Source organism: Caulobacter sp. UNC279MFTsu5.1 (assembly GCF_900114015.1).
Taxonomy (GTDB): Bacteria; Pseudomonadota; Alphaproteobacteria; order Caulobacterales; family Caulobacteraceae; genus Caulobacter.
Genome location: NZ_FORN01000072.1, coordinates 1 through 19,300, shown reverse-complemented (window position 1 = coordinate 19,300; position 19,300 = coordinate 1). Strand labels below are relative to the sequence as shown.

Genomic DNA, 19,300 nt, shown 5'->3' with positions numbered 1-19,300 from the left:
CTGAGTATATTGCGCCCCTTCCTGCGTCGGGGGTCTCAACCGCCTTCCGCATCTGGTGCGCATGGTGAGGTGGCCGAGTGGTTGAAGGCGCACGCCTGGAACGCGTGTATAGGGGAAACTCTATCGAGGGTTCGAATCCCTCTCTCACCGCCACCGCACTCTCTTTAAATTTGACATCGGGACCCCGCGCCCCCATCTGACCATCACCGGCCGCGAGACAGATCGCGCCGGACGCCTGACCACAGGCTTCTGATCTCCAGCTACGCGCTTCGCGCCGAACGCCTGGAGCGAAACGGAAACCCCCGCCCCTTCTGGTTCGGAACGGCCGCGAAACGGCCCGCATTGGCTTAGGCCATGCGCGATCTCGAGCAAGGAACAGGGCTTTCCTCGAAGCTTCTGGTCTCCACGAGCGTCCGCCACAGGGCGGCGCCTACCGAGCCCCACAAAGCCCGCCCTGAAGGCGCCGGCCAAGGCTCAAGACCCATCCAGAAAGCCACCATGACTATCCAAATCCATCCCACCCAAGCCCTGCCCGCCGTCTATGTGACCGAGGCCGACTTCGAGATCCTCTCCAACCTGGCCGAGGCCACGGCCGGCCGGGCGCCCGGCGGCCGCGTGCTGGCCGGCGAAATGGCCCGCGCCATGATCGTCGAGCCGGGCGAAGCGCCGCGGCCCTTCGTTCGCATCGGCTCGCGGGTCGCCTTCCAGGACCTCTCCAACGACCAGACCCGCATCGTCCACCTCAGCCTGCCGCGCGACGCCAGCATCGACGAGGCCCGCATCTCGGTGCTCAGCCCGGTAGGCGCGGCCCTGATCGGCCTGACGGCCGGCGAGGCCTTCCACTGGACCGACCCCGAGGGCCGGCCGCGCGGCGTTCGCGTGCTGGCGGTTCAAGACTAGCGCCGAGACGTCGGCCAGGGCTGTCGCCGCGTCCCGGCCCGGTGCTATGGCTCGGCGCATGACCCTCAAAGCGCTCCGCCTCGCCGCCCTGCTCGCCGGCCTCGCCGCCACCTCCGCCGCCTGGGCCAACGACACCTCGGCCGAGCTGGCGGCCGGCGGGCTGGTGCTGACCAAAAGCGACAGCATCGAGATGCGCTCGGAGGACCTCTACATCTCCGAACGGGCCGTGCGGGTGCGCTACGTGTTCGCCAACACCAGCGGCAAGGACGTCACCGTCCGCGTGGCCTTCCCGATGCCCGACATCGGCGGGCCGGGCTTCTTCCAGAGCGACGTGTCGATCCCGATCGACGACGCGCCCGCCAATGTCCTGGGCTTCTCGACCAAGGTCGACGGCAAGCCGGTGAAGGCCCAGGTCGAGCAGAAGGCCATCGCCACCGACGGCGTCGACCGCACCGCCTGGCTGGTCGCCAACCACGTCCCGCTGGCCGTCCATCTGGGCGGCGTCGACGAAGCCCTGCGCGCCCTGCCGAAGGTCAAGCGCGACGAGGCCGTCAAGCTGGGGCTCTATGATCCCGACGAGGGCGGCGTCTGGGTGCTGAAGACCACCTATCACTGGCTGCAGACCTTCCCGGCCGGCCGCCCGATCGTCGTCGAGCACGCCTATACGCCCTCGGTCGGCGCCACCGTGGCGACCAATGTCGGTACGGAATACGCCGGCGAGATCAAGGACAGGTACTGCATCGACAAGGCCCTGACCGACACCGTCGTCCGCGCCGCCAAGGCCGACAAGGACGGCAACGCGCCGTGGGTCGACCGCTGGATCGACTATGTGCTGGTCACCGGCAGCAACTGGAAGAAGCCGATCGGCGACTTTCGCCTGGTGGTCGACAAGGGCTCGCCCAAGAACCTGGTCAGCTTCTGCGGCTCGGGCGTCCGGAAGATCGGCCCCACCCAGTTCGAGATGCGCCGCACCGACTGGCGGCCGGAGAAGGATCTATCGATCCTGCTGCTGGTCTCGCGGGAGGCGATGTAGCTACTCCTCCACGAACGCCTTCAGCCGCCCCAGAGCGTCGTCCCACTGGCGCGACACGCCGTCGAGATAGGCGCGGGCCTCGTCGATGGTCTCCCGCCGCGCGGCGAAGCGGCTCTCGCGGCCCACACGCAAGGAAGCCACCAAGCCGGCGTCCTGCAGCACGTGCAGGTGCTTGGTGATCGCCTGGCGGGTCAGGGCGGTGTCGATGGACAGGGCCGCGATCGACCGCGCCCGGCCATCGCCCAGCCTGTTCAGCAGGGCCAGCCGGGTGCGGTCGCCCAAGGCCGCGAAGATCAGGACCGGATCGACGGTCCCGGGGCTAGGATTCAACATGGGCCTTGATGTTCTGGACCTGCTGCGTCCAGCCCCCGTCGTTCATCCGGAAGGCTTCCTCGCGGCGATGGGCGGGCACCTTGTCGAAGCCGGACTCGACGACGGTCAGCCGCGTGCCAGCCCCGTTGGGCGCCAGCAGGAACTCGACCAGGGTCGGCTCCTCCTGGTCGTAGTCGACGTCGGGATCGATCCCGTAGGGATGCCAGGTGAAGGCCAGACGCCGGGGCGGCTCGATGGCCACGATCTGAGCTTTCCAGGTCACGTGCTCGTAACCCGGATGGGTGATCTGGCCACGGGCCTGCTGGCCGACGACGAACGGCGCTTCCAGGTCGACCTTGAACCATGTTCCGAATTCCTTGTGGTCGCTGACGGCGCGCCAGACGCGTTCGACGGGCGCGTTCAGGTCGATGGTCTTTTCGATGCGATCGGTCATGATAGCAACCTCCTGGTTGCACATTCATGACTCCAACAGACCAAATAGGCAACCTAAAAGTTGCCCATTAGATTCCCCTCATCCCGACGAAAATCGGGATGAGGGGATGTGAGAGAGCGGAAACTAATTCGCATCCTCCGCCACCGGATCGGCGGCCGAGACCGCGCCGTCCTTGTTGGTGTCGTGGGTGACGAACATCCGCCAGCCGGAATACTCGAACTCGGCCGGGGTGATGCCGCCGCTCTTGTCGGTGTCCAGCACGCCGAAGCGCACGTCGGCCTGGCGCAGCTGGCGCACGCGCTCCTCCTCCTTCTTCTCGGCCGTGTCGGTCGAGGCGGCCAGGCGCTTGGTCAGGCGGGCGGTGAACTCGCCGACATATTCGGCGTGCGACAGGACGCCGTCATGGTTGGCGTCGATGCCAGCGAACTGCTTCTCGCGGCCGGTCTTGAACTCTTCCTTGCTGACCGAGCCGTCGCCGTTCAGGTCCTGCTCCTTGATGAAGGTGTCACGGGCGTGCGAGGCGGCGAAGGCCGGGGCGGCGACGCCCAGGGAAATGGCGGCGAGGGCGGCGGCCAGAAGGGCGATCTTGCGGTTCATCGGGCGGGTCTTTCTCAGCGCAGGGATTCGAAGGTCAGGGCGTAGGTGTAGGAATGGCCGACCGGGTCGGCCGAGGTCGGCGCCACGCGGTAGCGGGCCTGGATCTGGTAGACGCCGGAGCGGGCGACCTTGATCGTGAACCGGCCCTGATCGTCGCTGACCAGGGTGACCGGCGGGGTCTTGGCGTCGGCGTAGCGGTCGTCGCCGGCGTGCAGGGTGATCGCCTGGCCCCTCACCGGCTGGCCGTCGAACAGCACCACGAACCGAGCGTCCTGGCCGGTGAAGATGCTGCTGGGATGGGTGACGGCCACGAATTCCAGGCCCTTGCCGATCGGCGCCAGGGCGGCCGCGTTCGGCGCGCCGCGCGTCACATAGACGTCGGCCAGGGTCAGGCTCTGCATGTCGACCGGCGTGGTCCCGGCCGGGGCCTTGCTCGGGTCCTCGAGGAAGGTCCACTCACCCTTGACCAGCACGGCCTTGGCGGTGCGGCCGGTGCGCTGGCCGGTGGTGATCCGATAGGTGCCGGGCTGCTCTGTCGCGACCTCGACCAGGGCCAGTTCGCGCAGGTTGACGGCGGTCAGCGGCTGGCGCGCGCCGTCCGGCCCGACCACCGCCCAGGCGTCGGACTTCATCGCCACCTCGGGACTGAAGAAGCTTTCGGTGAACGAACCCTGCACCGTCACCAGCTTGCGGTCGGTGACGTCGAAAGCGCTGGGCAGCAGATAGGGCGAGTGGGCCTGGGCCGCGCCGGCCAGGACGCCCGTCAGGGCGACCCCGGCCAGGAAGGCTGCGAACGTGAGCGAGCGGCGCATGGCTTTGAAGTCTCCGGATCCCGATGAAAGCGTCGCCTTCGGCTCTAATAGGAATGATTCTGAGAATCAATTGCATTTAGCTTGACCAAGCGATCCGAGCCTCGTAGGTCCACGGCCAACAGATGCGAATGGTTCGCATCTAATTCAGACCGGGGGTCCTCGATGTCTCGCCTCAAGCTCGCCAGCTTCGCCGCCGCCTCGGCCGCCGCCCTGCTCTGCGCCCAGACGGCGTCCGCGGCCGACACCGCCGACGCGGCGGTCGAGCTCGACAAGGTGACGGTCACCGCCACCCGTTCGGAGACCAGGCAGCAGGACGCCCCGGTGACCGCCAGCGTCATCTCCGACCAGGACATCGAGGACGGCCTGGTCAAGGACATCAAGGACCTGGTCCGCTTCGAGCCCGGCGTCTCGGTGCGCAGCGCCCCGGCCCGCTTCACCGCCGCCGGGGCCTCGACCGGCCGCGACGGCGCCGCCGGCTTCAACATCCGCGGCCTGGAAGGCAACCGCGTCCTGATCCTGGTGGACGGCGTGCGCGTGCCCGACGGCTACGCCTTCGGCGCCCAGAACATGGGCCGCGGCGACTATGTCGACCTGGACACCCTGAAGTCGGTCGAGATCGTGCGCGGCCCCGCCTCGGCCCTCTATGGCAGCGACGGCCTAGCCGGCTCGGTCAACTACTTCACCAAGGATCCGTCCGACCTGCTGAAGGACGGCAAGGCCTTCGGTCTGCGCGGCCGGGTCGGCTACGCCTCGGCCGACGAGAGCTGGACCAAGACCCTGACCGCCGCCGGCCAGACCGGCCGATGGGAGGGCATGATCGCCTACACCCGCCGCGACGGCGAGGGCCAGAAGACGGCCGGCAAGAACGACTCCGCCAACACCGACCGGACCACCGCCAATCCCGAGGACGACCGGTCCAACGCCGTGCTGGCGCGGGTGGTCTACGCCCTGGACGACCGGAACCGCTTCCGCCTGACCTACGACCACCTGGACCACGACACCGACTGGACGGTGCTGAGCGCCATCGCCAAGCCGCCGCTGGCCGCGACCAGCGTGCTGGGCCTGACCGCCTGGGACAGGGTCAAGCGCGACCGGGTCAGCCTCGACCATCGCTTCACCGGCGGCCAGGGCCTGATCCGCTCGGCCACCACCACGCTCTACTATCAGGACAGCACCACCCGGCAGTATTCAGCCGAGGACCGCAACACCGCCGCCGACCGCACCCGCGACGCCACCTTCGACAACGAGGTGTTCGGCGCGGCCCTGGAGCTGCACAGCCAGGCGGTCCTTGGCGGCGTGACGCACAAGTTCGTCTGGGGCGGCGACGCCTCGATCACCCGCCAGGAGGGCGTGCGCGACGGCACGATCCCGCCGGCCGGCGAGACCTTCCCCACCCGCGCCTTCCCGACCACCGACTACACCCTGGCCGGCGCCTATGCGCAGGACGAGATCGCCGCGGGTCCAGTGACCTTCTACCCGGCCGTGCGCTTCGACTATTACAAACTGGAGCCCAAGCAGGACGCCCTGTTCACCGCCAACGTTCCGGCCAGTCAAAGCGAAAACCACGTCTCGCCCAAGCTGGGCGTGGTGTGGAAGGCCACCGACCTGGTGACGGTGTTCGCCAACGCCGCCGCCGGCTTCAAGGCCCCCTCGCCGTCCCAGGTCAACAACGGTTTCGCCAACCTGGCCTCGAACTATATGTCGATCTCCAACCCCGACCTGAAGCCCGAGACCAGCCAGACCTTCGAGCTGGGCCTGCGCCTGAACCGGCCGACCTGGAACGCCAGCGTCACCGGCTTCACCGGCCGATACGACGACTTCATCGAGCAGGTGCAGGTGCGCGGCGCGTTCACCGCCGCCGACCCGGCCGTCTACCAGTACATCAACCAGTCCAAGGCCGAGATCACCGGCGCCGAGGCCCGGTTCGCCGCCGAGCTGGGCGGCGGCTTCACCCTGCAGGGCGCGGCGTCCTACGCCCGGGGCCATTCGGAGAACAACGGCAGGAAGGCGCCGCTGACCTCGGTCGATCCGGTCAAGGTGGTGGCGGGCCTGTCGTATCGCGACCCTGCCGGCCGGTTCGGCGGCGCGCTGAACGCCGTGCACTCGGCCCGCGAGTCGGCCGGACGCTCGGGCGTCAGCTGCAGCACGACGGTCGTCGTCAACGGCGCGCCCCAGACGCGGACCGGCTCCGACTACTGCTGGATGCCCAAGGAATTCACGGTGCTGGACCTGACCGCCTACTGGAACGTCACCGACAACGTCACCCTGCGCGGCGGCGTCTTCAACCTCACCGGCCAGACCTATGCCTGGTGGAGCGACGTGCGCGGCCTGGCCGACAACTCTGTCGTCAAGGACGCCTACACCCAGCCCGACCGCAACTACAGCGTCTCGCTGGCGGTGAAGTTCTAGGGTTCCAGCCGGGTCCATCCTCTTCGCCCGGCTTGAAGCACGGGTCGCGATCGTGTCGGCGGTCGCGGCCCGTTTTTCCTCCTTTTGTAAAAGCCCTGTCAGAACAATGCGGCTTGGCCGTCCGGCCCCGGTCGATTACGACGCTGCCATGGACGCCCAGACCCCCGCCGACCGCTACATCCTGATCCTGCAGTGCCCCGATCGTAAGGGCGTGGTCGCCGCCGTGTCCGGCTTCCTGGCCGATAACGACGCCTCGATCGTCGAGAGCAGCCACTTCAACGACGGTTTGGCCGACCAGTTCTATATGCGCACCGTGTTCCGGCCCGACGGCGACATGCCGGGAATCGACGACCTTCGCCGGGGCTTCGAGCTGATCGCCAAGCGGTTCGGCATGACCTGGGCCCTGCATGACGCCAAGGCCAAGCCCAAGGTGCTGATCGCGGTCTCCAAGTTCGGCCACTGCCTGTTCGACCTGCTGCACCGCTGGCGCGCCGGCCTGCTGCCGGTCGAGATCGTCGGGGTGGTGTCCAATCACGAAGACATGCGCTCGTTCACCGAATGGAGCGGCCTACCCTACTTCCACCTGCCCACCACCAAGACCAACAAGGCCGAGCAGGAACAAGCCTTCCTCAAGCTGGTCGATGACCTCAACGTCGATCTGGTGGTGCTGGCCCGCTACATGCAGATCCTGTCGCCGGCCCTGTGCGCGCGGCTATCGGGCAAGTGCATCAACATCCACCACTCGTTCCTGCCCAGCTTCAAGGGCGCCAAGCCCTATCACCAGGCCTTCGAGCGTGGGGTGAAGATCATCGGGGCCACGGCCCACTACGTGACGACCGATCTCGACGAGGGCCCGATCATCGAGCAGGGCGTCCACCGCGTGGACCACAGCCACACCCCGGACGATCTGGTCGCCCTGGGCCGCGACGTCGAATGCACGGTGCTGGCCCGCGCGGTGACCTGGCACGTCGAGCACCGCGTGCTGATCGCCGGGGCCAAGACGGTGGTGTTCGCCTAGGGGGACGCCGCTCAATCGAGCGGTGGAAAATCCAAAGCCTAAACCGGTTGTCATCCCGGAAGCCTCGCAGAGGCTGTCCGGGATCCAGAGCCGGCGCACCGCGGTGAGCCCTGGATCCCGGCTCTACGCTTCGCTTCGGCCGGGATGACAACCGTTGGGAGGCAATCGAGCCAAACCTTAGGGCTTCGCGACCAAGGTCCACGTCACCGCGTCCCGCGCTCCGCCACCGTCCACCGCGATGCGGTTCACGCCCGGCGCCAGGGTCACCGGCCAGGTGGCGACATGGTCGACCACCGGCGCCGTTCCCAGGTCGCGCCCGTTGAGCGTCAGCGAAACCGACGGGACGTTGGCGTAGACCTTCACCATCACCGCCGCCGAGCTCCGCGTCACCGCCCGGCGGCTGGTGACGTAGACCATCGGCGCGGTCGTCCAGTTGGCGCGGTACCAATAGTAGGCGTCCTTGCGGACCTTGCGGTCGTAGGTGACCAGGCCCTTGTCGTTGATCCCCGGATGGTCTCCCTCGTCGCGGCCGTCGGACGCCAGGTCGAAGCCGACCCAGACAAAGGTTCCCCACAGCCACGGCCTGTCGCGCAGGGCCCGCCAGTAGGTCTCGTGGAACAGGGCCTGGTACTGCTCGGGATGCCATTTGCTCTTGGCGACGGGGCGGCGCGGCGGGTCTTCCTGTTGCAGGACGCTGGCCCCGGCGCCGTATTCGCTGATCGCCAGCGGACGGTCGGGGCTCTTGGCGTGGACCGCCTCCACCCACGGACCGATGTCCTCGGGCTTGCCGTCGTACCAGCCGAAATAGCGGTTTTGGCCGATCAGGTCGGTGTGCAGGGCCTGGGGATCGGTCTCGGGCTTGCAGCAGTCGGCCAGCACGGTCGGACGCGACGGGTCCTCGGCCTTGGCCACGGCCTGCAGGCCCGACAGCAGTTTTGCCGTAGCCGCATCGGACCGGTAGAGCTCGTTGGCCAGACCCCAGGTCACCACCGAGGGATGGTTATAGTTCTGCCGGATCAGCTCGCGCAGCTGCTCGGCGGCGTTGGCGGCGAAGGCCGGGCCGTCGTCGGCGACGCTGTTGAGCGGGATCTCGGTCCACACCAGGAAGCCGTTGCGGTCGGCGTTCTCATAGGCCCGGCGCGGGTGCTGGAAATGCACGAAGCGCAGGCCCGTCGCGCCCAGGTCGCGCAGGATGGCGAAGTCCGCGTCGACCTCGGCGTCGCCGACCGCCAGGCCCTTGGCCGGCCGACCGGCGTGGAACAGGTTCACGCCGTGCACGCCGTAGGGCTGGCCGTTCAGCAGGAAGCCGCGCGCCGGATCGACGGCGATCGCGCGGAAGCCGACTGGCACGGTGACCTCGTCCTCGCCGACCGAGGTTACCAGCCGGTAGAGATAGGGATCGGCCCGTCCCCGCCACAGGCGCGGCGCGGCCACGTGGCCCGTCAGGGTCACCGGCGCGACGGCGCCGGGCGCGACGTCCACCTCGCCGGACAGGGTCGCCACCGTCTTGCCGGCCGCGTCCAGCAGGCGCGAGCGCACGGTCGCCCGCGCCGGCGCGGTCTGGTCGTTGCGCACCTTGACCAGCACCGTCAGGTCGGCGCCCTCGGCGCTGACCGCCGACGGCGTGGCGTAGACGCCGGGGCCGCCGTGGTCGAGCATGTCCACGTGCACCGCGTCGGTGACCACCAGGCGGGCCGGGCGATACAGGCCGCCGAACACCGTGAAGTCGCCGCCCAGCGGCGCGACGTCCACATGGCTGGCGTTGTCGACGCGCACCGCCACCCGATTGGCTCCGGCAACGATCAGGTCGCTGACGTCGAAGCGGAAGCCCGCATAGCCGCCGGCGTGCCGTCCCGCCGGGCGGCCGTTGACCCAGACCTCCGCGACCAGGGCCGCGCCGTCGAACTCCAGGAACGCCCGCTGGCCAGCCTTGCGCGCCGGGGCGACCAGGCGGGTCCGATACCAGGCCGGTCCGCGATAATAGCCGCCGCCGTCGGCCCCGTCGGCGGCGTTGTAGGTGTGGGGCAGGCTCACCGTCTCCCACGCGCGGTCGTCGAAGGCCGGGGCCTGGGCCGTCCTGGAGTCGCCCTTGGCGAAGGTCCAGGTCGTCAGCGGGATCGTCGCGCGGGGTGCGGCCAGGGCCGGGGCCGGCGCCAGGCACAGCGCCGCCAGGATAACCAGGGCTCGAAACGGCGTCTTGAAGACCATGGGTGCGGTCGCTCCGTGATGCGCCCGATCGATAGCACGAGATTCGACCGCACCGCCCATTGACCCGGCCCCTGGGTCCGCCCCGATAAGGGCGACGGTCAGCCGCCAGCGAGGTGATTCCGTGCGTTCCTCCGACCGTTTCCTGAACCCTTCCGAGGCCGCGCGCCGGCTAGGCGTCTCGGCCAAGGCCCTGCGGCTGTACGAGCAGCGGGGCCTGGTCGCGCCCCGGCGCACGGCGGCCGGCTGGCGGGCCTATGGGCCGGACGAGATGGCGCGGGCCGGCCAGGTCGTGGCCCTGCGCGCCCTGGGCCTCAGCCTGGCCCAGATCGCCCAGGTGCTGGGCGGCGACGCCCAGGCCCTGGAGCCGGCCCTGGCCGCGCACCAGGCGGCGCTGGAACGGCAGGGCCGGCAGCTGGCCGGCCTGGTCGAAAAAGTTTGCGAGCTGCGCGCCGGCCTGGCCCGGGGCCGGACGCCGGACGCCGAGGACCTGGCCCGTTTGCTGGCGCCGAGCGCTCGGCCCAGCGTCGCCTTCGACCTGCCCTGGCCCTGGGGCGGCGAGCCGTTCGCGCTGCGCGACATTCCGCCCCTGACCTACATCACCGGCCCGCTGGGCAGCGGCAAGACGCGGCTGGCCCTGCGCCTGGTCGAGGCCCTGCCCGACGCGACGTTCCTCGGTCTGGACCGGACGGCCGACGGCGGCGCGGCGGTCCGCGCGGGCCTCACCGCCGATCCGGCCCTGGCCGCGCGGGTCGAGCGGGCGCGGGCCTGGCTGGTCGAGGACGGGGCGACGCCGTCCGACGACCTGCTGGCCCTGCTGGCCGCGCTGGAGGTTGAAACCGTCGCCGCCCTGGTGATCGACACGCCCGAACAGGGCCTGAACCAGGCTTCGCAGGAAGCCCTGGCCGCCCGCCTGCGCCGCCGCGGCCCGGACGCGCGGCCGGTGTTCCTGCTGACCCGCTCCAGCGCGATCCTCGACCTGGCCGCCCTCGGGATCGGCGAGACGATCCTCTACTGCCCGGCCAATCACGCCCCGCCGATCCGCGTCGCTCCCTGCCCCGGCGCGCCCGGCTACGAAGCCGTCGCCAGCTGCCTGGCCTCGCCGGAAGTCCGGGCCCGGACGGCGGGGATGATCGCGGTGATGAGCCGGGCGGGGTGAGCTTCGGAGCCCGTGTTACCGCCAAGACCCTAACCCGCCGCCACCAGCCCCTGCCCTGTCGCCACTGGCAGCCACAGCGCCAGGTCGGCGATGACCGCGCCGGTCTCGCGGCCGCTGGCCTGGGCGGCGTGGGCGGCGGCGGCGTGGACGTCGTTCCCCGCCTCGCCGAGGGCCTCCAGCCAGGCGTGACGCCAGGGCGGCAGGACGTGGACCGCCACCCGCCAGCGGCTGCGCGCCACGGCGACCTGGGTCGGGCAAGGCGACGGCGGATCGATCGGCCCGCCGCGATCGACAGCGACCAGCAGCGGCCCTGGATCGAAGCCCAGGTTCAGCAACCGCACGCTGTCGGGACGTCGCAATCGCGCGCCGGGCGTCAGCAGCAGGTCGGGCGCCGGTCCGGCCAGCCGCTCCACCCCGACCGCCCGCTGGACCTCGGCCCGGACCCGGTCCAGGCGCGCCAGCTCGGCCGGCAGGGCCGACAGCGCGCGGGCCTCGTCGTCGTCCCCGGCCGGCCGCGTGGCCTCCAGATAGTCGGCGAAGCCCGCGCCCAGGCCGTAGAGGCTGAGATCGGTCGAGGGCCGCGCGGCGATGTAGCCGGCGGCGAACAGCTCGAACACCTGCTCGCCGGCCAGGGCCCGCAGGCAGGGAAACTCGGCGGCCAGGCATTCCATCAACCGGGCGCGATAGCCCCGGGCGTAGAGGGTCAGGCGTTGGGCGGCGGTCAGGCGGCCTTCGCCAACGACCACGGCCTCCAGACCCGACGGCGGCCGCCCCAGGATCGCCGCCTGCATCCACCGCTGCAGGCCGGCCAAGTCCGGTTCAACCATGGGCGCGGACCGCTTCGACGGCGGGCCGCCAGCCGTTCCGCGCCGCGCCCGCCTTGGCCAGCTCGGCCAGCAGGTCGGCCCAGGCCGGGATGCTGGCGTCCCACTCCAGCAGGGTGGAGACCCCGCCGGTTCGGGCCTGGACCTGGGCGTACAGCGGCCAGACCGCGTCCGGCACGGGCGCGTCGTGGGTGTCCATCAAGTGCGTGCCCAAGTCGCTGGGCCCGGCCAAATGCACCTGGACGATCCGCTCGGCCGGGAGGGCGTCGACATAGGCCGCCGGGTCGAAGCCGTGGTTGAAGGCGCTGACATGGACGTTGTTGACGTCCAACAGCAGGCCGCAGTCGGCGGCCTCGGCCAGCCGGGCCAGGAACTCCCATTCGGGCATCTGCGACGCGCGGAACTCCAGGTAGCTGCTGGGGTTCTCCAGGATCAGCGGCCGGCCCAGCCGATCCTGCACGGCCTTCACCCGGTCGATCACGTGGGCCAGGGCGGCTTCGGTCAGCGGCAGGGGCAGCAGGTCGTGAGTGTTGATCCCCGCCACGCCGGTCCAGCACAGGTGGTCCGAGACCCAGGCCGGCTTGAGCCGATCGGCCAGGGCCGCCAGCTTGTCCAGATAGGCCGCGTCCAGCGGATCGGTCCCGCCGATCGACAGCGACACCCCGTGCATCACCACCGGCCGGTGGGCGGCCACGACCTCCAGCACGTGGGCGGCGTAGCCGGCATGGTCGAGGAAGTTCTCGCTGATCACCTCGAACCAGTCGACGCCCCAATCGGCCGGGGCGGTCGCCATCAGGTGCGGGAAATGCGGCTCGCGCAGACCCACCCCGTCGCCCAGATGGGGCAGGCCGAGGCGGGGTTGCGTCCGAGGGGCCGCCATCAGGTCGACGGCGGAAAGACGAGGCGCAGCTTGTCCGGATCCGGCGGATCGGCCGGAACCGTCTTGCCGCGATGCTGCATCACCGCCTGATAGGCGCGATAGGCCACGTCGTGCACCTTCTCGCCGCGCTCGTAGAGCATCGGCTCGCCGAACGGCTCGGACCGCCAGTCGCCCTTGCCCGCGCTCCCCTCGACGAAATCGTACAGCTGCATCTGGCCGGTGTTGGGGAACACCTGCGAGGCCGAGATCGGCACGGCGCAGCCGCCGAACCCGCCGCACTTGTTGTCGCTGGGGGCCGAGTACAGCTTCTGGGGCGGCAGACCGCAGCCGCCCCCAACTCCAGCGCCTGCCCCGCCGCGCGCCACCACCGCCGAGCCGCAGTTACCGCCGCCGCCCACTGGTTGGACGAAGCCGCAGCCGCCCTGGGCATGGCAAAGGTTGGAGCCGCGGCAGGTGTGGAAGATCTCGACCGCCGCGCAACTGTTGTCGCCCGCCGCGTCCAGGTCCAGGGCCTGGCAGGCGTGGTGCAGCTTGTTTTCCTTGGCGTGGTCCAGGCCGATCGACAGGTCCGGCGTCAGGCCCAGCACCGCCCAGGCGATCGACATCCGGTCGCCCGAGCCGGCCATCGACGGGAACGGGAACAGCACCGGCCCGCTGGCCGGCGGGTTCCAGTAGTCGTTCAGCACCGTGGTCACCCCGGCGATCGCCCCGACCACCGCCTGGCTGAGCAGCTTGTGGCTGTCGGCCCGGGCCGAGGGTTCGTTCAGGGCGTTCAGCGCGGCGGCCAGCTCGTCGGGCGTCGGCAGCTTGTAGGGGTTGGACGGATCGTAGCCCGGCCCTTCCAGTTCCTTGGCGGTCCAGGCCTTGTTCCTGTCCAGCCACATCGGCCAGGTGACGACCTGGGGCAGCAGGGCCGCCACCTTCTGGAAGCGCTCGTAGTGATCCAGCGGATCGTTGTCGGACCGCGCCACGGCGTCGGCGGACGGGACCTGCTTTCCCGCGTCGTCATAGCTGGGATAGTCGGCGCGCAGGGCGGTGTTCGACGGCTGGTACTTGGGCTTGACAGCCTGCAGCAGCTGGGGCCGCCGCTGGATCTCGCTGCCCTCGCCCTGGTCGGTGATGGCGTCCATCATCGACACCATCTGCTCGAAGGCGATGGCCTTGTCGGTGGTGGCGATCGTGGTCTCAAAGCCCATGAACTCGCGCATCGGGTGGCCGGGCGAGGAGAAGCTGTTGAACAGGTCGTTCTGCACGGCCGTGGCCGTGAACATCGCGTCCCACAGGGTCGTGCCGTCGCTGTAGGCCAGGCTCAGATAGTCGTAGTAGCACTGGTACATCCAGCCGATGGTGCCGAACCGCGGCAGGGGCTGGCCGGGCTTCCAGTCGGCGAAGGGGGCCTTGGGGAAGTAGGCCTTCTCCTTGCCCGGCTTGATGTTAGCGCGGGCGTCGGCCTCGGGCTGCTCGATGGCGATGAACAGCCGCAGCAGGGTGTCCGACAGCGGCCCCACGTTCACCCGCACGTCCTCGTGATGGATCGTGTCCTTCAGGTCTATGATGTTGGGGATGACGCTGTTGGCCGGGCCATAACAGATCCAGCCGTGACGATCGTCCTGCAGGGCGGTGTCGGTGAAGCGGGGGTCGACGCCCAGCACCGTGGCCATGTTGGCGGCCATCTGCAGGTGCAGCATCTCCTGGATGAACACCGAGAACACCAGGTTGAAGGCCTGCTCGTTGGCCGTCACCGGATTGGCCGAGGTCTTGGCTCCGGGCCACAGGCGGCCCTGGTAGAAGTCGTTGCCCTGCCCCGTGATCGCGTGCATGCCCTGGATGGAATAAAGGCTGGTCATGTAGAGCGGGATCGTGAACAGCTCGACGTCGACCGCCGCCTGGGCGATCGCCCGCAAGGCCATCTTGTCGATCGTCTTGAGCGCGGGATCGCGCGGCGCCTGAGCGCTGGCGCTGAGGGTGCGGGTCACGGCGTCCTCCGATCTGAGCCCGGCCGGCGCCCGTCGAGCGGCGGCCGATACAACCGGGACAACGCGCCCGGCGGATCTTCATCTTAGGTTGAGGCGCGACCAGATCAATGCTTGAGATTGATCTGGTCGCGAACGCCTTACAGCAGGATGTCGGCCGAGGTGAGCGTGCCGGTCACGTTCAAGGCGATCACGAAATCGGCCACGCCGTCGCCGTTCACGTCGCCCGAGACATGGTAGTAGCCCGAGGCGTCCGGCGCGGCGATGGTCACCTGGCCCGCGACGCCGGAGAAGGCGGTCACGACCGAGAAGGCGTCGTTGGCGGCGGTGCCGGAATTGGCGTCGATGCCGCTCAGGTCCAGCTTGTCGCCCTGGGCGGAGCTGAAGTCGAAGATCAGGTCCGTGGCGAACGGCGAGCTTTCGCCGGCCGAGGTGTAGACGAAGGTGTCCGCTCCGGCGCCGCCGAGCATGAAGTCGGCCCCGCCGGCGCCGGTCAGGATGTCGTTGCCGTCCAGGCCGTAGAGGATATCGTTGCCCCCGGCCCCGACCAGGGTGTCGGCGACGCCGTGGCTGGCGCCGTCGCCCACCAGGACGAAGGCCTGGCTCGCCCCGCCGCTGGTGATCAGGTCGGTGGCCTTCAGCGAGGTTCCCGAGACCGCGACCACGGCCTGGCTGTTTCCGCCGCCGTCCGGGGCCGAATAGATGAAGGTCGTCCCCTCATAGCGCGCGATGGTGATCTTGCCGCCGTCGATCGCCGAGATGTCGACCTTGTCGTGGCCGGAGTCGAATCCGAAGATCACGTCGTAGGCGGCGAAGTTGGACTGCGAGATCGCCGTGTACTGGAAGGTGTCGTTCCCGCCGCCGCCATAAAGGATGTCGGCCCCGCCCCCGCCGTTCAGGATGGTGCTGCCCGAGCCGCCGACCAGGACGTCGGCGCCCGCGCTGCCGGTCAGAGTCTCGACGCCGCCGCCGGCGTAGAGCGTGTAGCCGTGGACCGCATTGCTGACGATCAGGTCGGTGAACTTGAGGTCGCCATTGACCTGGACGACGCTGGCCCCGGCGCCCGAGCCGAAATAGACGAAGGTGCTGGAGCCGAAGCGCGCGATCGCCACCGTGCCGGCGTCGACCGCCGAGATGTCCAGCTTGTCCTCGCCCGTCGCGAAGTCGGTGATGGTGTCCCACTGCGCGGAGGTCGAGTCGCCGACGGCGTAGAGGAAGGTGTCGACTCCCGCCCCGCCGGCGAGGGCGTCGCCGCCGCCGCCGCCGCGGATCCAGTCCGCGCCGCCCGCGCCGTTGATGGTGTCGGCCCCTGAGCCGCCCGTCAGAGTGTCGCCGCCGGACGAGCCGTTGATCGTGAAGCCGAAATTGGCCACGCCGGTGACGATGTCGGTCACCTCCAACCCCTGGCCCAGCGACTTGATCTGGCCCTCGGCCGTACCGTCCCCGTCCAGGTCGATGGACAGGATCTTGTCGGTTCCGTCCGTGGTCAGGGTCAGCTTGGTCGTGCCGGTGATCAGCGGCGTCAGCCCCAGGGTGTCGGAACCGTGGGTGAAGTCGGTGATCGTGTCGAAGGCCGCGACCGTGCTGTCGCCGATGGCCTCGTAGGCGAAGACGTCCGCCCCGCCGGCGCCCGTCAGGGTGTCGGCGCCGCCACGTCCCGTCAGGGTGTGGGCCGAGCCGTCGCTGATCAGGATGTTGGCGTTGGCGTCGCCGGTGGCCGAGCCGGTGACGCTCACCGTCAGCTGGGCCGTCGCCGAGGCGCCGGAGGGATCCTTGATCGTATAGTCGAACTTGTCGGTCACCACCTGGCCGACGACCAGGCCTTCATGGCTGGCGACATAGCTGTACGTGCCGTCCGGATTGATCGTCAGCTGGCCATAGGCGCCGTTCACCACCGTGCCGCCCGACACGACGGCCTGGTCCACGTGGGTGACGTTGTAGGCGACATTGGTCACGGTCAGCGCCGTGACGGCGTTGTCGATGTCGCTGTCGTTGGCGCGGACCGAGCCCGTGACCGTCAGGCGCTGCGCCACGGAGCCGGCGTCGTTGGCGGCCATGGGCCCGTCGTTGACATTGACGACCGCCGCGGTGGCGGCGCTGATCTTGCTTTCCGCCGTGCCGTGCAGGTCTGTATAGCTGGCCACCACGCGGATCGTCGCGCCGACGTCGGCGTCGCCCAGGGTGTAGGTCGACTGGTCGGCCCCGACATTGACGAAGCCCGAGCCGCTGTCGCGCTGCCACTGGTAGTGCAGCGCGCCCAGCCCGTCGGCGTCGGCCAGGGTCGAGGCGTCGGCCGTCAGCACCTGGTCTTCCGTGACCGCGCCGGTAATCGTCACCGCGCCGGTCGGCGCGTCGTTGACATTGGCCACGGCCGCGGTCGGGCCGCTGGTCTCGCTTTCGAACACCCCCTGGCCGTCGGTGTAGCTGACGACCACGCGGATCTGGGCGCCGACGTCGGCGTCGCCCAGGGTGTAAGTCGCCTGGTCGGTCCCGACATTGACATAGCCCGACGCGATCGTGCTGCGCTGCCACTGGTAGTGGAACGCGCCCAGCCCGCCGGGATCGGCCAGGCTGGAGGTGTCGGCGGTCAGGACCTGGTCCTCGGTCGTCGTGCCGGTGACGCCGACTCCGCCGGTATGCGGACCGTTGGCGGGGATGATCGTCGCCGTGGCGGCGCTGGTCGCGGACTCGGCCGTGCCATGGCCGTCGGTATAGGAGGTCACCACCCGGATGACCGCGCCGATGTCCGCGGCCGCCAGCGTATAGGTCGATTGGTCGAGCCCGACATTGACGAAGCCCGAGCCGCTGTCGCGCTGCCACTGGTAGTGCAACGTCCCCAGGCCGTCGGCGTCGGCCAGGGTCGAAGCGTCGGCGGTCAGGACCTGGTTCTCGGTCGTCGTGCCGGTGATGGCCACGCCGCCGGTGTGCGGGTCGTTGACGTTGGCGATCGACGCCGTGGCGGCGCTGGTCGCCGACTCTGCGAAGCCCTGGCCGTCGGTGTAGCTGACCACCACCCGAACCAGGCCGCCGACGTCGGCGTCGCCCAGGGTGTAGGTCGCCTGGTCAGCCCCGACATTGGCGAAGCCTGAACCCGTATCCCGCTGCCACTGGTAGTGCAGCGCGCCCAGACCGTCGACGTCGGCCAGGGTCGCGGTGTTGGCGGTCAGGATCTGGTCCTCGACCTGCATGCCGGTGACAGATACGCCGCCGGTGTGCGGATCGTTGACCGCGGCGACGGCGGCGCTGGCCGGCGAGGTCACCGACTCGGCCGTGCCCTGGCCGTCGGTATAGCTGACCACCACGCGGACCGTGCCGCCGACATCGGCGTCGCCCAGGGTGTAGGTCGCCTGGTCGGCGCCGACGTTGACGAAGCCGCTGCCCACGTTGCGCTGCCATTGGTAGTGCAGCGCGCCCAGGCCGTCGGCGTCGGCCAGGGTCGAGGTGTCGGCCGTCAGGACCTGGTTCTCGGTCGTCGCGCCGGTGAGCGACACGCCGCCGGTCGGGGCGTCGTTGACGTTGGCGATCGACGCCGTGGCGGCGCTGGTCGCCGTTTCAGCCGTGCCGTGGTCGTCGGTGTAGCTCACGACCACGCGAACCAAACCGCCAACGTCGGCGTCGCCCAGGGTGTAGGTCGACTGGTCGGCCGCGCCCGTGCTGACGAAGCCCGACCCCGTGTCGCGCTGCCAGTCGTAGTGCAGCGTGCCCAGGCCGTCGTCGTCCACCAGCGTCGAGACCGCGGTCAGGACTTGGTTCTCGGTCGCCGCGCCGCTGATCGACACGCCGCCCGTGGGGCTGTCATTGACATTGGCGATGGCCGTCGTGGCCGCGCTGGGCGCCGTCGTGAAAAAGCCCTGGCCGTCGGTGTAGCTGACGACCACGCGGATCTGGGAGCCGACGTCGGCGTCGCCCAGGGTGTAGGTCGCCTGGTCTGCCCCGTCGATGCTGGCGAAGCCCGAGCCGGAGTCGCGCTGCCACTCGTAATAGAGGGTTCCCAGGCCGTCGGGGTCGGCCAGGGTCGAAGTATCGGCTGTCAGGACTTCATCCTCGGCCGCCGTGCCGGTGATCGACACGCCGCCGGTGTGGGGATGATCCACGGGGACCACGGGGTCGGTGCCCGAAGAGGTCGCGGCTTCCGCCGTGCCCTGGCCGTCGGTATAGCTGACCACCACCCGGATCGTGCCGCCGACGTCGCTTCCCCCCAGGGTGTAGGTCGATTGGTCGAGCCCGACATTGACGTAGCCCGATCCCGTGTCCCGCTGCCACTGGTAGTGCAGCGTGCCCAGGCCGTCGACGTCGGCCAGAGTCGAGGTGTCGGCGGTCAGGACCTGGTCCGCTTCCGCAACGCCGGTGATGGCGACGCCGCCGGTGTGCGGGTCGTTGACGCCGGAGATCGACGCCGTGGCGGGGCTGGTCGAGGACTCGGCGAAGCCCTGGCCGTCGGTGTAGCTGATCACCACCCGGACCAGGCCGCCGACATCGGCGTCGCCCAGGGTGTAGGTCGACTGGTCGGCCGCGCCGACGATGTTGACGAAGCCCGAGCCGACGTCGCGCTGCCACTGGTAGTGCAGCGTACCCAGCCCGTCGACGTCGGCCAAGGTCGAGACCGCGGTCAGCACCTGGTCCTCGGTCGGCGTGCCGGTGATCGACGCGCCGCCGGTGTGTGGATCGTTGACCCCGGCGATGGCCGCGCTGGCCGACGAAGTCACGGACTCGGCCGTGCCCTG

The 19,300-nt window shown here is 69.8% G+C and carries 14 protein-coding genes and 1 tRNA gene; 6 read left to right on the top strand and 9 right to left on the bottom strand.

Annotated elements, in window-relative coordinates; translation table 11 throughout:
- Window positions 1-63 precede the first annotated feature (63 nt).
- The 3 genes from BM066_RS24620 (at window position 64) to BM066_RS24610 (ending at window position 1,933) form a co-directional block, all read left to right on the top strand.
- Window positions 64-153, top strand: a tRNA-Ser gene (locus BM066_RS24620).
- A gap of 345 nt (window positions 154-498) precedes the next feature.
- Window positions 499-900, top strand: a complete 402-nt coding sequence (locus BM066_RS24615) for a GreA/GreB family elongation factor (RefSeq protein WP_018061979.1) — start codon at window positions 499-501, stop codon at window positions 898-900.
- A gap of 58 nt (window positions 901-958) precedes the next feature.
- On the top strand, window positions 959-1,933 hold the full coding sequence (locus BM066_RS24610; protein WP_177218539.1) for a DUF4424 domain-containing protein: 975 nt from the start codon (window positions 959-961) through the stop codon (window positions 1,931-1,933).
- Here the strand turns inward: BM066_RS24610 and BM066_RS24605 are convergent, their stop codons facing one another.
- The 4 genes from BM066_RS24605 to BM066_RS24590 all read right to left on the bottom strand — a co-directional run bounded on the left by BM066_RS24605 (window position 1,934) and on the right by BM066_RS24590 (window position 4,108).
- Complete coding sequence (locus tag BM066_RS24605) at window positions 1,934-2,266, bottom strand: ArsR/SmtB family transcription factor (RefSeq protein WP_029669138.1); 333 nt, start codon at window positions 2,264-2,266, stop codon at window positions 1,934-1,936.
- Complete coding sequence (locus tag BM066_RS24600) at window positions 2,253-2,699, bottom strand: SRPBCC family protein (protein ID WP_029669136.1); 447 nt, start codon at window positions 2,697-2,699, stop codon at window positions 2,253-2,255. The genes BM066_RS24605 and BM066_RS24600 overlap by 14 nt, the downstream gene beginning before the upstream one ends.
- Window positions 2,700-2,822: 123 nt before the next feature.
- Complete coding sequence (locus BM066_RS24595; RefSeq protein ID WP_089931018.1) at window positions 2,823-3,296, bottom strand: EF-hand domain-containing protein; 474 nt, start codon at window positions 3,294-3,296, stop codon at window positions 2,823-2,825.
- Between the two features lie 14 nt (window positions 3,297-3,310).
- Window positions 3,311-4,108 (bottom strand): DUF4198 domain-containing protein, encoded by a 798-nt coding sequence (locus BM066_RS24590; protein ID WP_089931016.1) that lies wholly within the window; start codon window positions 4,106-4,108, stop codon window positions 3,311-3,313.
- A 162-nt stretch (window positions 4,109-4,270) separates the two neighbouring features.
- Between BM066_RS24590 and BM066_RS24585 the strand changes: the two genes are divergently transcribed.
- Window positions 4,271-6,517, top strand: a complete 2,247-nt coding sequence (locus BM066_RS24585; protein ID WP_089931015.1) for a TonB-dependent hemoglobin/transferrin/lactoferrin family receptor — start codon at window positions 4,271-4,273, stop codon at window positions 6,515-6,517.
- A gap of 148 nt (window positions 6,518-6,665) precedes the next feature.
- Window positions 6,666-7,535, top strand: coding sequence for a formyltetrahydrofolate deformylase (gene purU / locus BM066_RS24580; protein ID WP_089931022.1), 870 nt, complete (start codon window positions 6,666-6,668; stop codon window positions 7,533-7,535).
- Window positions 7,536-7,712: 177 nt separating this feature from the next.
- Here purU and BM066_RS24575 read toward each other — a convergent pair whose 3' ends face one another.
- Entirely contained in the window at window positions 7,713-9,743 is a 2,031-nt protein-coding gene (locus BM066_RS24575; protein ID WP_089931013.1) for a glycoside hydrolase family 2 protein, read from the bottom strand.
- 121 nt (window positions 9,744-9,864) lie between these two features.
- On the opposite strand from BM066_RS24575, the gene BM066_RS24570 reads away from it, so the two are divergent.
- Complete coding sequence (locus BM066_RS24570; RefSeq protein ID WP_089931010.1) at window positions 9,865-10,899, top strand: MerR family transcriptional regulator; 1,035 nt, start codon at window positions 9,865-9,867, stop codon at window positions 10,897-10,899.
- Window positions 10,900-10,928: 29 nt separating this feature from the next.
- Here BM066_RS24570 and BM066_RS24565 read toward each other — a convergent pair whose 3' ends face one another.
- From BM066_RS24565 to BM066_RS24550, 4 genes are all read right to left on the bottom strand, one after another.
- Window positions 10,929-11,726 carry an HvfC/BufC N-terminal domain-containing protein gene (locus tag BM066_RS24565; protein WP_089931008.1) on the bottom strand — a complete coding sequence of 266 codons (798 nt, stop codon included), beginning with the start codon at window positions 11,724-11,726 and terminating at the stop codon, window positions 10,929-10,931.
- A complete protein-coding gene (locus BM066_RS24560; protein WP_089931006.1) occupies window positions 11,719-12,603 on the bottom strand; it encodes an MNIO family bufferin maturase in 885 nt (294 codons plus the stop codon). The genes BM066_RS24565 and BM066_RS24560 overlap by 8 nt, the downstream gene beginning before the upstream one ends.
- The gene (locus tag BM066_RS24555; RefSeq protein ID WP_089931004.1) at window positions 12,603-14,579 is read right to left on the bottom strand and encodes a ferritin-like domain-containing protein; all 1,977 of its coding nucleotides are present in this window, start codon (window positions 14,577-14,579) and stop codon (window positions 12,603-12,605) included. The genes BM066_RS24560 and BM066_RS24555 overlap by 1 nt, the downstream gene beginning before the upstream one ends.
- A gap of 137 nt (window positions 14,580-14,716) precedes the next feature.
- Window positions 14,717-19,300 (bottom strand): beta strand repeat-containing protein (locus BM066_RS24550; protein ID WP_255367716.1); only part of this gene is annotated, 4,584 nt, incomplete at its 5' end.